Genomic DNA, 18,137 nt, shown 5'->3' on the forward strand with positions numbered 1-18,137 from the left:
TGCGTCATCCGCGAACCGGTAGGCAGAGACCGGCGATCCCTGGGTAAGTCGACTCTGCCGCGACGCTCGGGACCGAGGAACTGTGGTGATCGGACCGGGAAGCGCCCGGCCGGATGGAGACGATTCTGATGAGCAAGGCAACGACTGCGCGGACATGGTTCCTGACCGGGGCGTCGCGCGGGCTGGGTGCGATCTGGGCGGAGGCGATCCTCGCGCGCGGCGATCAGCTGGCCGCGACGGCGCGGGACCGGGCGGCGCTGACCCCGCTGGCCGAGCGGTACGGCGCGCGCTTCCTGCCGCTGGAGCTCGACGTACGCGACGCCGGGGCGGTTCGGGACGCCGTACGCAGTGCCGAGGCGGCGTTCGGGGGGATCGACGTGCTGGTGAACAACGCCGGGCACATGCTGGTCGGCGCGGTCGAGGAGGCGACGGACGAGCAGATCCGCGAGCAGCTGGAGGTCAACTACCTCGGTGCGCTGTGGACGAGCCGCGCGGTACTGCCCGGGATGCGGGAACGGCGGTCCGGGCGAATCCTGCAGGTCTCGTCGCTCGGCGGGCTGGTCGCGTACCCGGCACTGGGGATCTACCAGGCGTCCAAGTGGGCGCTGGAGGCGGTGAGCGAGTCGCTGGCCGCGGAGGTCGCGGCGTACGGGGTGAAGGTGACGCTGATCGAGCCGGTGATGTTCCCGACCGGCCTGAGCGCCGCGTCACCGCAGGCGCGGCAGGATCCCGCCTACGCCCACGCCCGCGAGGCACTGTACGCCGGGGCCGGCGCAAGCGGGCTCACCCCGGGCGACCCCGCTGCGACGGCGGACGCGCTGTTCGCACTGGTCGACGCACCGGAGCCGCCGCTGCGAGCACTCTTCGGCACCGGCGGGCTGGAAGCCGTGCGCACGGAGTACGCCGGAAGGCTGGCCTCGCTGGAGCAGTGGGACCACGTGGCGCGCCTGGCCCAGGGGAACCCGGCGAGCTGACTAGGGGGCTCCCCGGGGATCGGCCGTCGCGTCGGTCGCGGCCGTCGCGTCCGTGCTCGCGGCGCGGATCGCGGCGTCGTCCGACGGGTCGGTCACCTTCGTCGCGTCCGCGCTTGCGGCGCGGATCGCGGCCTCGCCCCTCGGGTCGGTGCTCGCGGAACGGATCGCGGCCTCGACCAGGTCGGCGGCTGTGGTGTCGCGGGTGCGCCGGCCGCGGTCGTAGTACTGCGTCGTCGCGATGCTCGCATGCCCGACGTCGGCCTGGACGTGCTGGATCCGCGCGTCCTGCTCCAGCGCGATCGTCACGTACGCGTGCCGCAGCGCGTGCGGATGCACCTTGTCCGCGACATCCTCCAGCGCCGGCCCCGCCTGGACGGCGACTCGCCTCAGCAACGCGTTCACGTCGAACCGCGAGCACCGTGCCCCGTCGCGCGTCGCGATCAGCGGCGTCGTCGCCTTGGCGCTGGTCCGGCCCCGGAGCGCGGGTGTGCTCGTTTCCTGCAGCAGATCGCGCTCTCTCAGGTAGCTCGCCAGCGCTTCGGCGGCCAGCGTCGTCAGGTAGACCTCGCGATGCACACCGCCCTTGCCGAGCACCCGCAGCATCGGCTCCCCACCGGAGACCACCAGATGCTGGCGATCGAGCCCGACCAGCTCCGAGACCCGCAACCCCAGCGTCAGCAACGCGACCACGGCGACCGCGCGGGCGGCGTACAGGTCCTTGAAGCGGGTCCTGTTCGGCAGCTCCCCCGCCGCCTTCAGCAGCGCGGCCAGCTGCGTCGCCGTCAACCGGATCGTCGGCGACGCGTCCCGTGAGCTCCGGTTGAGCCCCAGCCGCGCCCGGTTGAGCGCGGCGGGGTTCGCCGGCACCACACCGGTCTCCGTCAGATGCCCGTAGAACGCCGACAACGTACTGAGCATCCGCTGCCGCGTCCGCTTCTCCGCCCCCGCCGCGTCGAGCAGATGCAACCAAGCCTTCACCTCACGCCCGGTCGCCGCCCGCGGATCCATCCCCCGCCCTGCACACCACCGAAACCACGCCAGGTCGTGCAGCGGTCCTTCGCGACGACTGCCGCCGCTTCCGCGACCCCCGCGCTCGTCGCCCACCCCATGACTCTCCTCGGCCCAACTCCCTGCATCGCTCCGCCCGGCGCCACCTACCTCGCCGTCGGCGCTCTGAGCATCTCCAGCCGCGCTGCCAGCAGCGCCCGCGCTTCCGCTCCCCACGCCCTCTGCGCGCGAGCCACCACTCGCCGCCCCTCCGCCCGGGGACTCCCCCGCCACCAGGTCCACCCAGGCGATCGGCAGCCCCAGCGCGTACCCGTACGTCCTCCTCGTCCCTGCGTTCGCGTACTGGCTCAACCAGTCCGCGACCTGCTCCCTCAGCGTCTCCGGGTCGTCCACCCCCGGCCAGCTACCTGCTGAGGCAACCAGTCCAGCGGTTTCGCCGGCTTCTTCTCGGGCTCTCCGGGCGGCCTCGAGCACGGCCAGCATTCCGTCCATCCGGCCATCTTCAGGCCCAGCACAGTCTCCGGCGGCTTCCCACTCCGCTCTCTCCGACATCAACTCACAAAACACTGGTTTCGTGGTGGTTAGGTTTGGTTTTCGAAACGCCGAACCGGTTTCGCAGTTTCATAACCCCAAACATCTAGGGTCTGACCATGATCGTTGAGGCCGGAAGATGCGCGTACAGCAAGTGCCGGGCCGAACTACCAGCACCAGGACTCCAGGGCGGCCGCCCGCGAACGTTCTGCCGAGAGACCCGCTGGGACGGCGGCCGGACCTGCGCCCAGATGGCACGAGCAGAGAAGGAAGCCCTGGGAGCACTCGGCCTGGACGCCGGCAGTACGACGTTCCGCCTGGACGCCGAGCGCCTGCGCGAGCACCTGGACGCGGTACGGGCTCCTGTTGAAGGCCTGACCGCTGCGCTGGAAGCGGTCTCCGCGCGACTGGAGGAGGTCGAAGCCGCCGCCGTGGCAGCTGTGGAGACAGCCAATGAGCAGGTCGCCGAAGCAGAACAAGCCCGCCTGACCGCCGAACAGGCCCGTGAGCACGCCGAGCAGAAGACCCGCCAAGCCCAAGCTGCCACCGACCGAGCCACCAAGGAACGCACCGAAGCCGTCGAGCGCGCCACAGCCGCCGCTCGCCAAGCACTCGACGCCACCGAAGCCCTGGGTGCGGCCCGTCAGCAGGCCGAAGAGGCCGTCGCTGCCCGTCGTACCGCCGAGACCTCAGCCGCACAGGCCGCGGAACGCGCCGCCGGTACCGACCGCCAGCTGCGCGAGATCGCGATCGCCGCCGAACGCCTCCTCGCCGAACGCGACGCCGCCACGCGAGAGCGCGACGCCCTGCGCGCTGACGTGGAGACCGCCCGCGCCGATGTGGAGACTGCCCGCGCCGACACCGAGACCTTCCGCACCGAGCGCGACGCGGCTCGCACCGCTGAGGTCACCCACCGCAACGCGCTCGAAGCCGCGCGGGCCGACCTGACCACGCTGCGCGCCGAAGTCGCCGACGAGCAGCAGAAGACCCGCGAAGCCGAAGCCGCGAACGCGGCCCAGTCCGAGGCCCACCAGGCGCTCGTCAGCACCCACGAACAAACCCGGGCCGAGCTGATCGCCCTGCGCGCCCAGAGCGAGCAACTCCAGCAGGAGGCAATCCGCGCCGCCACCGAACTGGACCTCCTGCGCGCCCGGGCGACGGCTCGCTTGCACCCGGACGACCTGCAAACGCTGGTCAGCGCACTCTCCGCCCGGGCGGTCGAGTAGTCCGCCGCGGGTACTCGCGCGGCTCGTTCCACAGGTCGGAACGTCTTGCGATGCACGCTGTCCGGCCCGTTGTCCCGGGTTCGTCCGCGGCCGATTCGATGCCCGTGGCATCTTCTCGTCACGATCGCTCGGGACGCGAAAATGCCGGGTCGAGCGCCCTTATCGTGCTGGCGTGAATCCGCCTGAGCTGATTGATCCGGAGCTGCGTCGTCCGCTGGAAGAGTTCCTCGAAGCGCTGCCGGGAGGCTTCGAGGGCATCGAGTCGCTCGAGGACCGCCGCCGGGCGGTGATCGAAGCGCTGGCCTCCTCGCCGACCGCGTTCGACGACGTCGAGAAGCAGGACATCCCGGACGTGCCGGGCCCGGAAGGCGCGCCCGCGATCGCGCTGCGTTCGTACCGGCATCGTGACGCCGGCCAGGACTCCGCCGTCGTGTACTACATCCACGGCGGCGGTATGAACTACGGAGGGATCGCCACCGAGGACGCCTCCGCCACGCTGCTGTGCCGGCGACTGAAAGCTGTCGTCGTGTCGGTCGAGTACCGGCTCGCGCCCGAGGATCCGTACCCGGCGCAGATCGAGGACGCCTACGCGGGCCTGCTCTGGACCGTCGCACACGCCGCCGAGCTCGGCATCAACCCGAACCAGCTCATCGTGTACGGCGGCAGCGCCGGCGGCGGTCTCGCGATCGCGGTCGGGATGACGGCCCGCGACCGCTCCGGCCCGCGGCCCGCGCTGGTGCTCGCGCCGTACCCGATGCTCGACGACCGCAACGAGACCCCATCGAGCCACGAGATCACCGACCTCGGAATCTGGGACCGCTTCGCCAACCTGGAGGGCTGGGGCTGGTACCTCAACGGCCGCGCCGCCGACGGTCTCGCGGCTCCGGCGCGGGCGACTGATTTGAGTGGGCTGCCGCCGACGTTCATCGATGTCGGCACGCTCGATCTGTTCCGCGACGAGGACATCGCCTTCGCCCAGCGGCTGATGGCAGCGGGGGTGCCGACGGAGCTGCATGTGCATCCCGGGGGTTACCACGTGTACGACATGTTCGTGCCGGACGCGGCGATCACCCGGCGGACGTGGGACCTGCGGATCGACGCGATCCAGCGCGCGCTGGCGGCGGTGGCGGGCTAGCTGGAGGTGCTGGGCCCGCGAGTGCGTGGCCGCTGAGCCGGCAGCGCGGCGGCCGAACCCGCTGGCACAACCTGCTTCCGCATGTGCGCCACCCGGCGGCTCGGCTGTCGGAGGATGCCCGATCGGCCGGGTGGGGCTACGAAGGACGGCGGTAGGCGCCGTACCACCAGATCCTCGCCAGCTCGGCGCAGAAGGCCGGGTCGGTGGACTCGGGGCGGGTGTTGACGTGTTCGACGATGGCTCGTTCGCCGCCGATGACGATGATCTCGGTGGCGCTGACCGGCTCGAGGTCGCCGGGGGTGCGGTCCTCGGCCTGCTCGATGCGGAGCAGGCGGATGGTCTGCTCGGTGAACTGGTTGATCTCCTGCTCCCAGAACTCGCGGACGGTCTCGTCGTACGTCGCCGCTTCCGCGACGGCCCGGCGTACGGCGGCGTGCTCGCGGTGGGCGGCGACGATCGCGGCGAAACCGGTGGTGAGGGCGTCGAGGCCGTCCTCGGGGCTCCAGGCTGAGGCCGTGCCGAAGTTCGGGCCGATGAGCTGGGCGGCCAGGCGGATGAGGAGATCTGTCTTGTCGCGGAAGTGCACGTAGAAGCTGGAGCGCGCGACGCCGGCTTCGGTGGCGATCTGCTGGGCGCTGAGGTCGGTGAAGCGGGCGCCTCGGTTGAGCAGGCGCTGGGCGGCCGCGAGGAGGTCGGCCTCGGCGGACGCAGGTCGACCGAGCGGCGCGGGGCGCGTGGACGTCGCGGGGGTGGTGGACTTGCTGCCCGCCGGCCCGCCGGGCGCCGCACCTGAAGGCGCGGCCTGGCCGCGCGGCATCGGCGCGGCCGCGGACGTGCGCTCGGCGGACGTGCGCTCGGCGGACGTGCGCTCGGCGGACGTGCGCTCGGCGGACGGCTCGGGCGCGGCGGGCGAGGGCATCTGACGGCTCCGGGAAATCGAGGGACTCCCCCGACCTTATCTCGCTTGAAGCGCGTTGTAGCCTGGTTTTTAGACAGAGTGTCCGAATAAGTTCTGAGGAGCAGCAGCATGAAGTACCGTCAGCTCGGCCGGACCGGGGTGTGGGTGTCCGAGATCGCGCTCGGCGCGATGTCGTTCGGTGGTAAGGACCACCCGGTGTTCGGCGCGATCGGTGGGCTGGACCAGCCTGAGGTCGACCGGATGGTCGGCACGGCGCTCGACGCGGGGGTGAACTTCGTCGACACCGCCGACGTGTACGCCGACGGCGAGAGCGAGGTGCTGCTCGGGAAGGCGCTCGGGAAGCGCCGCAAGGACGTGATTCTCGGGACGAAGCTGCTGGCGCCGGTCGGGCCGGGCCCGAACGACCAGGGGCTGACCCGGCTGCACGTGATGCGGTCCCTGGAGGACAGCCTGCGGCGGCTCGGGACCGATCACATCGACCTGTACCAGATCCACAACTGGGACCACGTGACGCCGATCGAGGAGACGCTCGCGGCGCTCGACGACGCCGTACGGCAGGGCAAGGTGCGCTACCTCGGCGCGTCCAACCTCGCGGCCTGGCAGATCAGCAAGGCGCTCGGCGTCTCGGCGCTGCACCACCAGTCGAAGTTCGTGGTGAACCAGATCAACTACTCGCTGCTCGCCCGGCAGCCCGAGGGTGAGCTGGTGCCGATGGCGCTGAACGAAGGCGTCAGCCTGACCGTGTGGCAGCCGCTGATGGGCGGCTTCCTGACCGGGAAGTTCGATCGTGGCGGGAAGACGACCGACGAGCAGTCGCGGCGGGCGCAGACCGGTGCCGACTTCGTGCCGTTCGACGAGGAGCGTGGGTACGACGTCGTCGACGTACTGCGGGTGGTCGCCGACCGGCACGGCGTGAGCCCGGCGCGGGTCGCGCTCGCGTGGTTGCTCGCGCAGCCGGCGGTGACGAGTGTGATCGTCGGGTCGCGCAAGGTGGAGCAGCTGACCGACAACATCGCGGCCAGCGAACTGACGCTCACCGAGAAGGACCTGGCCGAGCTCGACGAGGTCAGCAGCCCGGCGCCGGCGTACCCGAAGTGGATCCAGGACGCGTTCGCCCCGGTCCGCATCCCGGCGAGCAACAAGGCCTGACCGAAGGAGTACACGACCGCCCAGGGACCTGTTCCGCTGGGCGGTCGTGCGCTGTTCCTCTTGTGCAGACCCCGTGCTTCGGGGAATGGTGGGCGAACAGGAGGAAACGTCATGGCAGACAAGGCGAACACTTCCCAGGGCGCGCCGGGTGCCGATACCCCCGCCGCCATTCGCAACGTCGTGCTCGTCGGTCCGTCCGGCGGTGGCAAGACCACTCTCGTCGAGGCGCTGCTGGTCGCCTCCGGGGTGCTGAACAGAGCTGGCACCGTCGTCGACGGGACGACGGTGTGCGACTGCGACGACGCCGAGATCCGCCAGCAGCGTTCGGTCGGGCTCGCGCTCGCGCCGCTCGTGCACGACGGCGTGAAGCTGAACCTGATCGACACCCCCGGGTACGCCGACTTCGTGGGCGAGCTCCGGGCCGGGCTGAGAGCGGCGGATTGCGCTCTCTTCGTGATCCCGGCCAACGAGGGCGTCGACGAGCCGACCAAGGCGCTGTGGCAGGAGTGCGACCAGGTCGGGATGCCGCGCGCGGTGGTGATCACCAAGCTCGACCACGCCCGCGCGAACTACGAGAACGCGCTCTCCGGCGCTCAGGCCGCGTTCGGTGACAAGGTCCTGCCGCTCTACCTTCCGGCCGGCCACGGCGTGATCGGCCTGCTGTCGCAGACCCACTACGAGTACGCCGACGGCAAGCGCAGCACGCACCCGCCGGACGCGTCGTACGCCGAGCTGGTCGAGGAGCACCGGGGCAGCCTGATCGAGGGGATCATCGAGGAGTCCGAGGACGAGTCCCTGATGGAGCGCTATCTCGAGGGCGAGCAGATCGACTCCGACATCCTGGTCCAGGACCTCGAGCGCGCGGTCGCCCGCGGCTCGTTCTTCCCGGTGATCCCGGTCTGCAGCGGCACCGGCGTCGGCACGGTCGAGCTGCTGGAGATCGCGACCAGCGGGTTCCCGTCGCCGCCGGAGCACCAGGTGCCAGAGGTGTTCAGCCCGCACGGAGTACCGAAGGGCAAGGTCACCTGCGACCCGAACGGCCCGCTGCTCGCCGAGGTGGTGAAGACGACGTCGGACCCGTACGTCGGCAGGGTCAGCCTGGTGCGCGTGTTCTCCGGCACCATCAGGCCCGACACGACGGTTCACGTGTCGGGCCATTTCACGTCCTTCTTCGGTGAGGCCAACAGCCACGCCGACCACGACGAGGACGAGCGGATCGGGACGCTGTCGTTCCCGCTCGGCAAGCAGCAGCGCCCGGCGTCGGCGGTGATCGCGGGTGATCTGTGTGCCATCGGCCGGCTGACCCGCGCGGAAACCGGGGACACGCTCTCCGACAAGGCCGACCCGCTGGTGCTCCGGCCATGGACGATGCCTGAGCCGCTGCTCCCGATCGCCGTCCAGGCCCGCGCGAAGACCGACGAGGACAAGCTGTCCGGCGGCCTGCAGCGGCTCGCGGCCGAGGACCCGACGCTGCGGATCGAGCAGAACCCGGAGACCCACCAGATCGTGCTCTGGTGCATGGGCGAAGCGCACGCGGACGTCGTACTGGACGCCCTGGCCAACCGGTACGGCGTCTCGGTGGACACCGTCGAGCTCCGGGTCCCGCTGCGCGAGACGTTCGGCGGCAAGGCGAAGGGCCACGGGCGGCACGTGAAGCAGTCCGGCGGCCACGGCCAGTACGCCGTCTGCGACATCGAGGTCGAGCCGTTGCCGCAGGGTACCGAGTTCGAGTTCGTCGACAAGGTCGTCGGCGGCGCGGTGCCGCGGCAGTTCATCCCGAGCGTCGAGAAGGGGATCCGGGCGCAGATGGAGAAGGGCGTCGGCGCCGGCTACCCGATGGTCGGGATCCGGGTGACGCTGCTCGACGGGAAAGCGCACAGCGTCGACTCCTCCGACATGGCGTTCCAGATGGCCGGCGGACTCGCACTACGCGAGGCAGCGAACGCGACGAAGGTGAATCTGCTCGAACCGGTCGACCTGGTCTCGGTGCTCGTCCCGGACGACCTGGTCGGCGCGGTGATGAGCGACCTGTCCGGCCGGCGCGGGCGCCTGCTCGGCACCGACAAGGTCGGTGACGACCGGACGCTGGTGAAGGCCGAGGTGCCGCAGGTCGAGATCACCCGGTACGCGATCGACCTGCGCTCGCTCTCGCACGGCGCTGCTTCGTTCACGCGCTCGTTCTCGCGGTACGAGCCGATGCCCGACGCGGCCGCGTCGAAGGTGAAGGTCTAGGAGAGCCGCTTGCGGACGTCCTTGGACTTCAGGTACGCCGCCGCTTCGTCGTACCGCTCGGACTGGTTCGCGAACTCGATGTAGGAGCGCACCCGGTGCAGCCAGTCGAGCGTCGACGGCTTGACCGCGGGGAGCGCTCTGTCGAGGTGCTGCATCGCCAGCGGTGGTTCGCCGCCGGTCGTCAGCGCCTCGTCGATCACGGCGTCCACGCCGCGTTCGACGAGCGCCCGCAGGTCCGCGCCGCTGAACATCGGCGTCCGCGCGGCCAGCGACTTCAGGTCGAGCCCGGCCGACGGCACGTCCCTCAGTACGACGGACAGGATGTCGGCCCGGGCCGGCTCGTCCGGCGGCGGCACAAAGATCACCCGGTCGAACCGCCCCGGCCTCAGCATCGCCTCGTCGACGTCCCACGGCGCGTTGGTCGCCGCCATCACCAGCAGCCCGGTGTTGTCGGAGCCGATCGCGTCCAGCTCCTGCAGCAGGACGTCGACCAGCCGCCGCGCCTCGGACCCGCCGTGCTTGTGCCGCGCGAACGCGAGCGCGTCGAGCTCGTCGAGGAACAGCACGCACGGCGCGTTGGCCCGGGCACGCTCGAACGCCGCGTGCAGGTTGCGCTCGGAGACGCCGAGGTAAGGGTCCATCACGTCCTCGATCCGGACGTTGACGAACGGCAGCCCACACTCCCCCGCGGTCGCCCGTGCGAGCAGCGTCTTGCCGCAGCCGGGCGGGCCGTACAGCATCACGCCGCCACCGGAGCGGCGGCCGTACTTCTCGTACAGGTCGGGCCGGCTCTGCGGCAGGATCACCATCCGGTGGATGACCCGCTTGATCTCGTCCATGCCGCCGACCTGGTCGAAGGTCGTGGTCTCCTTCGCGGTGTCGCCGGCGAAGCCGTCCGGCGTCTCCTCGGGCCCGACCTTCACCTTCACGCCGGTCCGGGCCGCGATCATCTCGTCGACCAGCTGCTGCAACCGGCCGGTGCCTTCGACGACGCCGGCCTGGCGCGCGGCCTCGAGGCAGTTGCGCAGCAGCGCGAGCCGGCCGTTGGCGGCCGCGAGCTCGCCGACGGCGACCAGCTGGTCCTCCGGGAGACCCTGCTGATCCATCAGTACGACGTACTGGTCGAGAGCGCTCTCCGTCTCTCCGGCCGCGACCAGCGTCTCGGCGAGGACGAGCCTGAGCAGGAGGTCGTCGGGGTTCGTCTCGACGGCCTTGCGCAGGGCGGAGATCCGGTCGTTCGTCATCGTCACCAGTTCCGGTTGAGCCAGCGGCGCAGCAGCGGAGGCGCCACCCACGAGTAGATGCAGAAGCCGAACCAGGCGACCGCCGCGACCAGGGCGAGCGGCCGCAGGCCGGCCAGGCGCAGGCCGTAGATCACGACGACCGCGCCAATCCAGACCATCAGCGGGTTGAACCGCTGGAACGGGCGCAGCGGACGCATCAGCGGGTGGTTCGCGAGGCGCGCCTCCCGGGCGGCTGCGCGCAAGTCCGGGTCGCCTGGATCGGAGGCGGCCGCGGACGCGAGAGAGCGGTATCCCGTGCTCGCGTCGCCGGTCAGCATCGCCGACGTGCCGTGCAGGGCGCGCGCGTTCGGGTCGTCGGGATCGTGCGAGAGCGCTTTCTCGGAGTGCCGGTGCATGTCGCGATCCTTGCCCAGGGCAAACGCCACCTGGGCCCGGGCGGCCGAGATCTGCGGGCTCTCCGGAGCCTGCGACGCCGCACGCTCGACCAGCGCGTTCGCCTTATCGGCCTGACCGGCCGACAGGCAGACCATCGCGTAGCCGAGCAACAGGTCGGGATCGTTCGGGTCCAGGCTCAGGCCCTGCAGGAGCGCGGCCTCGGCCTCGGGCAGCCGGCCCTCCGCACGCAAGGCCGCGGCCAGGATCTGCAGCAGCGGGAGGAACGGGCCGTGCTGGGCGAGCCCGTCGCGCAGGACCTCGATGGCGTCGACGTTGCGGTCGAGCGCGTGCAGCGCGGCACCGCGGAACAGGTACGCGCGGTAGTCGAGCGCGGCGTCACCCCACAGCCCCTGGAGCTCGTCGAGAGCGCGCTCCGGGTGCCCGATCTGCAGCCAGTGGCCGGCCATCTGGAGCCGGGCCTCGGTCGGTTCGCTCACACCGTCACCGCCAGTACGCCGAGCAGCACGAGCTCCAACGCGCCGAGCCCGATCACCGCGGCCACGCCCGGCACCCAGAGCGACTTGTACTCCGTCGTCCGGAGCTGGAACGCACGGTCCATCGGCCGCTGGATCCGCAGCTGCGCCAGGCAGCACAGCACCGCCACGACCCTGGTCGCGATCCGCAGCCCGCTGGCCGCCTCGTCCTCGGTCAGGAACACGACGACCGCCGCCGACACCACCAGCGCGAGCACGCCGACGCCGATGATCTGCCGCTGCCCGGCCGGGCTCACGCCGAGCCGCCGCGCGTTCAGGTAGGCGATCACCGTCACCGCGAGCACCCCGCCGAAGAACGCGACGTACGCCTGCGACATCAACCGCCACGGCCGCACCGACAGGTCCACGTTCGCCGTGATCGTCGGCCGCAACAGCTCGTCCGCCATCCGTCCCCTCCTGGGCCTCAGCACTGCCGGAGAGCGCTCACCTCACGCGGCCCTCTCGGCCCGCGCAGTCTAAGCCAGCGCCGGCCCGCCTGTCCCAGCGCGACCGTCGCCGGCTCCACCCCCGACCCCGCCGCGTCCACGCCCGACCCAGCCGCCTCCATCCCGACTCCCGCCGCCTCCACGCCGGACCCCGCTATTTCCACGCCCGACGGGTGCGGACCAGCGCCAGGCGGCGTAGCCTGCGGCTCTAGGCTGGCCGCATGACCGACAACTGTCTTTTCTGCGGAATCGTCGCGGGTTCGATCCCGTCCCAGCAGGTCGCCGAGAACGACCGCGCGATCGCGTTCATGGACATCAACCCGGCCACCCGCGGCCACCTGCTGGTCGTCCCGAGAGCGCACTCCACCGATCTGCGCGAGACCACCGCCGAGGACCTGACCGCCGCCACGCTGCTCGCGCAGTCGCTGGTCGGCCGGGTGATCGAGCGCCTCGACGCCGACGGCGCGAACCTGCTCAGCTGCATCGGCGCCGACGCGTGGCAGAGCGTGTTCCACACCCACCTGCACGTCGTACCGCGGTACAAGAACGACCCGCTGCAACTGCCCTGGCACCCGACGCCGGGCGACCCGAACGTGATCGCGGAGACCGCGGAGGAGCTGCGCTGATCGTGGTGTAACGCTCGCGGGGGTCTCTGACACTGCACAGGTATGACCCTGACGCTGAGCCCCACCGTCCGCACCGGCACGCTGCGCACGCGGCTCGCACCGCTGCAGCTGATGGCGTTCCTCCAGGGGATCGCGTTCTGGGTGCCGGTCGAGAAGCTGTTCATGACCGAGATCGGCTTCGACGCGGCGACCATCGGCGTGATGGCCGCCGCGTACGCCGGGCTGGTGCCGGTCGCCGAGGTGCTCTCCGGCGTTCTCGCCGACCGGTGGTCGCGCCGCGGCGTCCTGGTTCTCGCGGCGCTCGCGCTGCTGGTCGCCGTGCTGATCGGGGCGCTCAGCGAGAACGTCGTCGCGTACATCGTGGCCGCGCTGATTCTCGGGCTGTACTTCGCGCTCTACTCCGGCACCGTCGAGGCGGTCGTCTACGACAGCGTGCTCGAACAGACCGGCACCAGTACGGCGTACGAGCGGGAGATCGGGCGGATCCGGCTGATCGAGAGCGCCGCCCTGGTCACCAGCGCGCTCGCGGGCGGGTGGATCGCCTCCGTGTCGTCGACCCGGCTGACGTACTTCGTGACGCTGCCCTTCGTGGCCGGGTCGCTGATCGCGCTCTCCCGGTTCCGCGAGCCGCGGCTGCACGAGACGGGTGAGCGCTCTCCGCTGCGCGAGCATCTGCGCGTGAGCGTGCGGGCGATCCTGCATCGCGGGCGGCTGGTTCCGGTGGCGACCGCGGCGGTGCTGGCGGCGTTGATCCTGCAGGCGATGTACGAGTTCGGGCCGCTGTGGCTGCTCGAACTGGACGCGCCGGCCGGCTTCTACGGGCCGTTCTGGGCCGGTGTCGTGAGCGCGCTCGGGCTCGGCGGGCTGCTCGCCGGGCGGCTCCACCTCGACCGGCGCTTGCCTGCGGCAACGGTCGCGTTGGTGATGCTCGGTTGCTCCGGCGTACTGCTGACGAGCGGGAACCTGGCCGTGCTGACCGTCGCGATCGTGACGCTCACCCTGCTCGTCGTGGTGATCGGGATCCATGTCAGCCACCTGGTGCACGACGCCGTCGACTCCACGATCCGGACCGGCGTCGCGTCGGGGATCAGCGCGGTCTCGTGGATGCTGTTCACGCCGTTCGCGCTCGGGTTCGGCGCGGTCACGCAGGAGACCGACGTGTACGGCGCCGGCTGGCTGCTCGCGGGCGCCGTCGTGCTGGCCGCCGGTGCGTTGCTGTGGGTCGCCCGCCACCGGTCACTAGCCTGAGTCGATGGAGGACCTGCCCCTGGACACCGTGCTGGTACGCCGGTTGTGCGCGCGCGAAGAGAGCGCGTTCTCGCTCGTTCTCGACCGCTGGTCCCCCGGCATGCTCCGGCTCGCTCGCAGCTACGTCTCGACCGACGAGTCGGCGGCCGAGGTCGTTCAGGAGGCCTGGCTCGCGGTGATCGAGAGCCTCGACCGGTTCGAGGGACGCTCGTCGCTGCGGACCTGGGTCTACCGGATCCTCACCAACACGGCCAAGCGCCGCGGGATCCGGGAACACCGGATCGTCCCGACCGAGGAACTGGAGAGCGCGATCTCGGTCGATCCGCGCCGCTTCCAGGCGGACGGTGACCCGTTCCCCGGGCACTGGTGGGAGCCGCCGACACGATGGCCGGAGAGCGGAGCGCTCGGGGCCGAAGTACGGGAGCTGCTGATCGCCGCGCTCGAGGAGCTGCCGGAGCGGCAGCGGATCGTGATCGCGCTCCGCGACGCCGAGGGCTGGGCTTCGGACGAGGTCTGCGAGCTGCTCGACATCACCGCGGCCAACCAGCGGGTGTTGCTGCACCGCGCCCGTGCGTTCGTGCGCGGCCGGCTGGAGACGTACTACGACGCTCAGGAGGGATCCGCGTGAACGAGCTCGAATGCCGGCAGTTCGTCGAGCAGGTGACGGCGTACCTGGAACGTGCGCTCACCCCGGCCGAGGAGCAGGCGTTCGTCGCCCACCTCGACGACTGTGAAGGCTGCGACCACTACCTCGACCAGGTCCGGCGCACGACGCAGGCGCTGAACAGCCTGCCGGCCGATGCGCTGAGCGTTGCCTCTCGCGCGAATCTGCTCGAAAGTTTCCGCCGCCGCGATGTCGAGGAGCCCGGACCGGCCTCGTCCTAGGGTCAACAGCGGCCGCACCGGCCGCCCGACCCGAGGAGAACCACCATGACGCTCCAGCGCCTGGACAACGTCGGCATCGTCGTCGACGACCTGACGGCCGCCGTCGCCTTCTTCAGCGAGCTCGGTCTCACGCTCGAAGGCGAGGGAGAGGTCGCGGGCGACTTCGCCGACCAGAGCGTCGGGCTCGACGGCGTCCGCTGCCGGATCGCGATGATGAAGGTCCCCGACGGCCCCGGCCGGCTCGAGCTCGCCCAGTACCTCTCCCCCGTCGCCGCGCCCGCGACGCCGCAGAACCCGCCGCACAACATCATCGGCACGCACCGGGTGATGTTCACCGTGACCGACATCGAGGACGTCGTCGCCCGGCTGCGACCGCTCGGCGGTGAGCTGGTCGGCCAGATCGCGCAGTACGGCGACAGCACCCGGCTCTGCTACCTGCGCGGCCCGTCCGGGATCTTCGTCGGCCTCGCCGAGTACTTGTAGGACGACGGCCGCTGGGACCAGCGCGAGGATCGCCTCAGCTGACGACCAGCTCGTACACGGCGAGGATCTCGTCGGTGAGCGTCGACCAGTCGTACCGGCGTACGGCGGACAGCCCGGCGTCGCGCAGCTTGTCGCGTTCGTCGGGCGAAGCGAGCAAGCGCAGCACGGCCGCGACGAGCGCGTCCGGCGAACCGGGCTCGAACAGCTCGCCGAGCCGGCCGCCATCGAGGACCTGGTGGAAGGCGGTGAAGTCGCTGGCCACGACCGGAGCGCCGGCGGCCATCGCCTCCAGCAGCACGATCCCGAAGCTCTCGCCGCCCAGGTGCGGCGCGACGAACAGGTCCGAGCCGGCGAGCATGTCGGCGCGGGCTTCGTCGTCGATCGCGCCGAGGAAGAGCACGTTGTCGCGGCAGTACGCCGGAAGCGAGCGCCGCGCCTCCTCGCCCTGACCGGTCCCCGCGATCAGCACCTTCAGCCCGCGCCGCTGCGTGACGAGCGCGGGAACCGCGGCGAGCAGCACCGCGAGACCCTTGCGCGGCTCGTCCATCCGGCCGATGAAGCTGATCGTGCCGTCGGTGCCGCGCCACTCCGGGCGGACCCGGCCCGCGAAGCGGTCGACGTACAGGCCGTTCGGGATCACCACCGCCTCACCGCCGATGTGCTGCACCATCATCGAGCGCGCGTTCTCCGAGACCGCGATCCGGGCGTCGAGCTTCTCCAGCGCCGGGCGGAGCAGCCCGGAGGCGGCGCTCATCGCGCGCGATCGGACCTGCCAGGTGTGGAACGTCGCGACGAACGGGCCATCGCCGGCCCAAAGCGCGAGGATCGACGCGCTCGGAGTCGTCGGCTCGTGCACATGGACGACATCGAAGCGGCCGTCGGCCAGCCAGCTCCGGACCCGTGCCGCGGTGCGCGGGCCGAAGGTGACGCGGGCGATCGAGCCGTTGTACGGGACGCCGACCGCGTGGCCCGCCGACACGACGTACGGCGGTGCCTGATCGTCGTCGACCGGGGCGAGCACGGAGACGTGGTGGCCGCGGGCGAGCAGCGCCTCGGCTAGGTCGCGGACATGGTTCTGCACGCCGCCCGGCGTACCGAGGGAGTACGGGCACACGATGCCGATCCGCATCGGTCAGTCCACGAAGATGCGCTGCAGCATGTGCCAGTCCTGCGGGTGCGCTGCGATGCCCTCGGCGAACGCGTCCGCGCACCGCTGCGTCATCGCGGCCGGACCGCCCTCGCGCGGGATCGGCGGGTGGAAGGTGATCACGAGGTCGGGGCCGTCGTAGTGGAGCGTCGCCGGGATCAGCGGAGCGCCGGTGCGGACGCTGAGCGCGGCCGGACCGGCAGGCATCCGGGACTTGCGGCCGAAGAACTCGACCGGGACACCACGCTCGGACAGGTCCCGGTCGGCGACCAGGCAGACGAAGCCGCCTGCGCGGAGACGCTCAGCCAGTACGCCGAAGACGTGCTCGTCGCTGCCGGTGAGCGGGAGGACCTCCATGCCGAGCTTCGCGCGGTAGGCGACGAACCGGTCGAAGAGCGATTCGGGCTTGAGTCGCTCGGCGACGGTCGAGACGGGCATGCCGGTACGACCGGCCCAGGCGCCGGCGTGGTCGTAGTTGGCGAGGTGCGGGAGGGCGCAGATGACACCCTTGCCGGCGGCGTGGGCGTCGCGGAGGCGCTCTTCGTTGACGGTGCGGACGCGGCCGACGATGCGGGCGTCGTCCCACTCGGGGAGACGGAAGGCTTCCTGCCAGTAGCGGAGGTAGGAGCGCATGCCGGCGCTGACCAGCGCGTCGAGTTCGTCGGCTGTGGCTGTCGGTTTGACGACGGCCAGGTTGGCGCGGAGGCGGCGGACGCCGCTGCCGTCGCGTTTGACGACGAAGTCAGCGGCGCGGGTGAACAGCCAGGTGACCACCGGCTCGGGCAGGCGACGTACGAGGGCCCACGCCAGCGCGAAGGCCAGGTCGACCGAGCGCTGGCGCAGGCCGTCCATCGTCAGCTGTTGGAACTGGGGTGCTCGGGGCCGTCGGTCGGGCCCGTGGGGGGCTCGCTGCCGCCGGGGGCCGAATTGCCGGACGGCGCCGCGCCGCCATCGGCCTGCACGCCGCCGCTGGTCGCCGTGCCACCGCCCGTCGGCGACGTCGCGCCCGGCGTGCTCACACCCGCGTCGGCTGCCGGAGTTGCCCCCGGCGTACTCGCGCCGGAGCTTGCCGGCGAAGCCGGGCTCGTCGGCGTACCCGGCCCTGCGTTTCCGCTCGTCGGCGTACCGAGCCCTGCATTAGCCGGATCAGCGAGCACCTGCTTGCGGACCGACAGCGTGCGCTGCACGACGGTGATCGTGCTGGCGATCGCCAGGTACCACAGGACGATGTGCAGCAGGATCGGCAGGTTGAAAACGTCGGAGAAGAAGCCGACGACCAGCACCGACACCAGCCGGTCGGCCCGCTCGGCGAGCCCGCCGCTGGCGTGCAGGCCCAGGCTCTCCGCCTTGGCCCGCGCGTACGACGTGGTCGCGCCCATCACCAGCGCCCACAGCGTCACCGCCGCCATCAGCGTCGAGTCGCCGGCGCGGGAGTTGGCGTAGAACAGCACGAGCCCGCCGAAGATCGCGCCGTCGCCGAGCCGGTCGAGGGTGGAGTCCAGGTAGGAGCCCCACTTCGACGACGTGCCCGACGTCCGCGCCATGTAGCCGTCGATCAGGTCGGAGAACACGAACAGCGTGATCACCAGGCACCCGATCCACAGCTGCCCGCGCGGGAAGAAGACCAGCGCACCCGCGGCGACGCCGATCGTGCCGACCAGAGTGACCGCGTCCGGGCTCACCCCGAGCCGCAGCAGAAGGGTGGCGATCGGCGTGATCACCTTGGTCCAGAACTGCCGGAATCTGTTAAGCATGGCGACGCGATCGTAGTCCAGCCCGACCACCAACAGGTGACAGCGCCACCCCGACACCGCGTCGAGCCGCTCCGGCAGCACTGGCGAACCCACACCCCCGAGGCGCACCATGGCATCACCCGCCCAAGCCCCCGGCCGCGGAGCCCCCCATGCCCAACCCCCGCCCGGCCCACCAACCCGGCTCATTTCTGTCCGTACGCCGTACGGGCCCGCTCCTGCTCG

General features: G+C 71.2%; 17 protein-coding genes and 1 pseudogene. 10 read left to right on the forward strand and 8 right to left on the reverse strand.

Features of this window, described 5'->3' with window-relative positions; genetic code table 11:
• Positions 1–113: 113 nt before the first annotated feature.
• Complete coding sequence (locus ACZ6Z4_RS10665) at positions 114–974, forward strand: SDR family NAD(P)-dependent oxidoreductase (RefSeq protein WP_465561243.1); 861 nt, start codon at positions 114–116, stop codon at positions 972–974.
• On the opposite strand, the gene ACZ6Z4_RS10670 is transcribed toward ACZ6Z4_RS10665, so the two are convergent.
• Positions 975–1,982: a tyrosine-type recombinase/integrase gene (locus tag ACZ6Z4_RS10670; RefSeq protein WP_465561246.1), complete on the reverse strand. Its 1,008-nt coding sequence runs from the start codon at positions 1,980–1,982 to the stop codon at positions 975–977.
• A gap of 782 nt (positions 1,983–2,764) precedes the next feature.
• On the opposite strand from ACZ6Z4_RS10670, the gene ACZ6Z4_RS10675 reads away from it, so the two are divergent.
• Positions 2,765–3,739 carry a hypothetical protein gene (locus ACZ6Z4_RS10675; RefSeq protein ID WP_465561249.1) on the forward strand — a complete coding sequence of 325 codons (975 nt, stop codon included), beginning with the start codon at positions 2,765–2,767 and terminating at the stop codon, positions 3,737–3,739.
• 172 nt (positions 3,740–3,911) lie between these two features.
• Positions 3,912–4,874: an alpha/beta hydrolase gene (locus ACZ6Z4_RS10680; protein ID WP_465561252.1), complete on the forward strand. Its 963-nt coding sequence runs from the start codon at positions 3,912–3,914 to the stop codon at positions 4,872–4,874.
• A 136-nt stretch (positions 4,875–5,010) separates the two neighbouring features.
• Here ACZ6Z4_RS10680 and ACZ6Z4_RS10685 read toward each other — a convergent pair whose 3' ends face one another.
• Complete coding sequence (locus tag ACZ6Z4_RS10685) at positions 5,011–5,793, reverse strand: TetR/AcrR family transcriptional regulator (protein ID WP_465561256.1); 783 nt, start codon at positions 5,791–5,793, stop codon at positions 5,011–5,013.
• A gap of 108 nt (positions 5,794–5,901) precedes the next feature.
• On the opposite strand from ACZ6Z4_RS10685, the pseudogene ACZ6Z4_RS10690 reads away from it, so the two are divergent.
• Both ACZ6Z4_RS10690 and ACZ6Z4_RS10695 read left to right on the forward strand, forming a co-directional pair.
• Positions 5,902–6,849: pseudogene (locus tag ACZ6Z4_RS10690) on the forward strand (aldo/keto reductase); the annotation flags it as partial.
• Positions 6,850–7,053: 204 nt separating this feature from the next.
• A complete protein-coding gene (locus tag ACZ6Z4_RS10695) occupies positions 7,054–9,174 on the forward strand; it encodes an elongation factor G-like protein EF-G2 (protein ID WP_465561259.1) in 2,121 nt (706 codons plus the stop codon).
• Here ACZ6Z4_RS10695 and ACZ6Z4_RS10700 read toward each other — a convergent pair.
• Genes ACZ6Z4_RS10700 through ACZ6Z4_RS10710 form a run of 3 tightly spaced genes read right to left on the reverse strand, consistent with a single transcriptional unit; the run spans position 9,171 to position 11,733 of the window.
• The gene (locus ACZ6Z4_RS10700) at positions 9,171–10,418 is read right to left on the reverse strand and encodes a tetratricopeptide repeat protein (protein ID WP_465561262.1); all 1,248 of its coding nucleotides are present in this window, start codon (positions 10,416–10,418) and stop codon (positions 9,171–9,173) included. The two genes, ACZ6Z4_RS10695 and ACZ6Z4_RS10700, sit on opposite strands and share 4 nt — an antisense overlap.
• Positions 10,419–10,420: 2 nt before the next feature.
• Positions 10,421–11,290 carry a tetratricopeptide repeat protein gene (locus ACZ6Z4_RS10705; RefSeq protein WP_465561265.1) on the reverse strand — a complete coding sequence of 290 codons (870 nt, stop codon included), beginning with the start codon at positions 11,288–11,290 and terminating at the stop codon, positions 10,421–10,423.
• Positions 11,287–11,733: a hypothetical protein gene (locus ACZ6Z4_RS10710; RefSeq protein ID WP_363674298.1), complete on the reverse strand. Its 447-nt coding sequence runs from the start codon at positions 11,731–11,733 to the stop codon at positions 11,287–11,289. Before ACZ6Z4_RS10710 ends, ACZ6Z4_RS10705 begins: the two co-directional genes overlap by 4 nt.
• 260 nt (positions 11,734–11,993) lie before the next feature.
• On the opposite strand from ACZ6Z4_RS10710, the gene ACZ6Z4_RS10715 reads away from it, so the two are divergent.
• Genes ACZ6Z4_RS10715 through ACZ6Z4_RS10735 form a run of 5 tightly spaced genes read left to right on the forward strand, consistent with a single transcriptional unit; the run spans position 11,994 to position 15,014 of the window.
• Positions 11,994–12,398 carry an HIT family protein gene (locus ACZ6Z4_RS10715; protein WP_465561270.1) on the forward strand — a complete coding sequence of 135 codons (405 nt, stop codon included), beginning with the start codon at positions 11,994–11,996 and terminating at the stop codon, positions 12,396–12,398.
• A gap of 42 nt (positions 12,399–12,440) precedes the next feature.
• On the forward strand, positions 12,441–13,646 hold the full coding sequence (locus ACZ6Z4_RS10720) for an MFS transporter (RefSeq protein ID WP_465561273.1): 1,206 nt from the start codon (positions 12,441–12,443) through the stop codon (positions 13,644–13,646).
• Between the two features lie 4 nt (positions 13,647–13,650).
• Positions 13,651–14,274 carry an RNA polymerase sigma factor gene (locus tag ACZ6Z4_RS10725; protein WP_465561278.1) on the forward strand — a complete coding sequence of 208 codons (624 nt, stop codon included), beginning with the start codon at positions 13,651–13,653 and terminating at the stop codon, positions 14,272–14,274.
• Positions 14,271–14,531, forward strand: a complete 261-nt coding sequence (locus ACZ6Z4_RS10730) for an anti-sigma factor family protein (RefSeq protein WP_465561282.1) — start codon at positions 14,271–14,273, stop codon at positions 14,529–14,531. Before ACZ6Z4_RS10725 ends, ACZ6Z4_RS10730 begins: the two co-directional genes overlap by 4 nt.
• A 45-nt stretch (positions 14,532–14,576) precedes the next feature.
• Complete coding sequence (locus ACZ6Z4_RS10735) at positions 14,577–15,014, forward strand: VOC family protein (RefSeq protein ID WP_465561284.1); 438 nt, start codon at positions 14,577–14,579, stop codon at positions 15,012–15,014.
• Positions 15,015–15,048: 34 nt separating this feature from the next.
• Here ACZ6Z4_RS10735 and ACZ6Z4_RS10740 read toward each other — a convergent pair whose 3' ends face one another.
• Genes ACZ6Z4_RS10740 through pgsA form a run of 3 tightly spaced genes read right to left on the reverse strand, consistent with a single transcriptional unit; the run spans position 15,049 to position 17,915 of the window.
• Entirely contained in the window at positions 15,049–16,143 is a 1,095-nt protein-coding gene (locus tag ACZ6Z4_RS10740) for a glycosyltransferase family 4 protein (protein WP_465561287.1), read from the reverse strand.
• Positions 16,144–16,146: 3 nt separating this feature from the next.
• Entirely contained in the window at positions 16,147–17,013 is an 867-nt protein-coding gene (locus ACZ6Z4_RS10745; RefSeq protein ID WP_465561291.1) for a phosphatidylinositol mannoside acyltransferase, read from the reverse strand.
• A gap of 2 nt (positions 17,014–17,015) precedes the next feature.
• Positions 17,016–17,915 (reverse strand): phosphatidylinositol phosphate synthase, encoded by a 900-nt coding sequence (gene pgsA, locus ACZ6Z4_RS10750; RefSeq protein ID WP_465561294.1) that lies wholly within the window; start codon positions 17,913–17,915, stop codon positions 17,016–17,018.
• Between the last annotated feature and the right edge of the window lie 222 nt (positions 17,916–18,137).

This window comes from Kribbella sp. NPDC104740 (genome assembly GCF_055583505.1).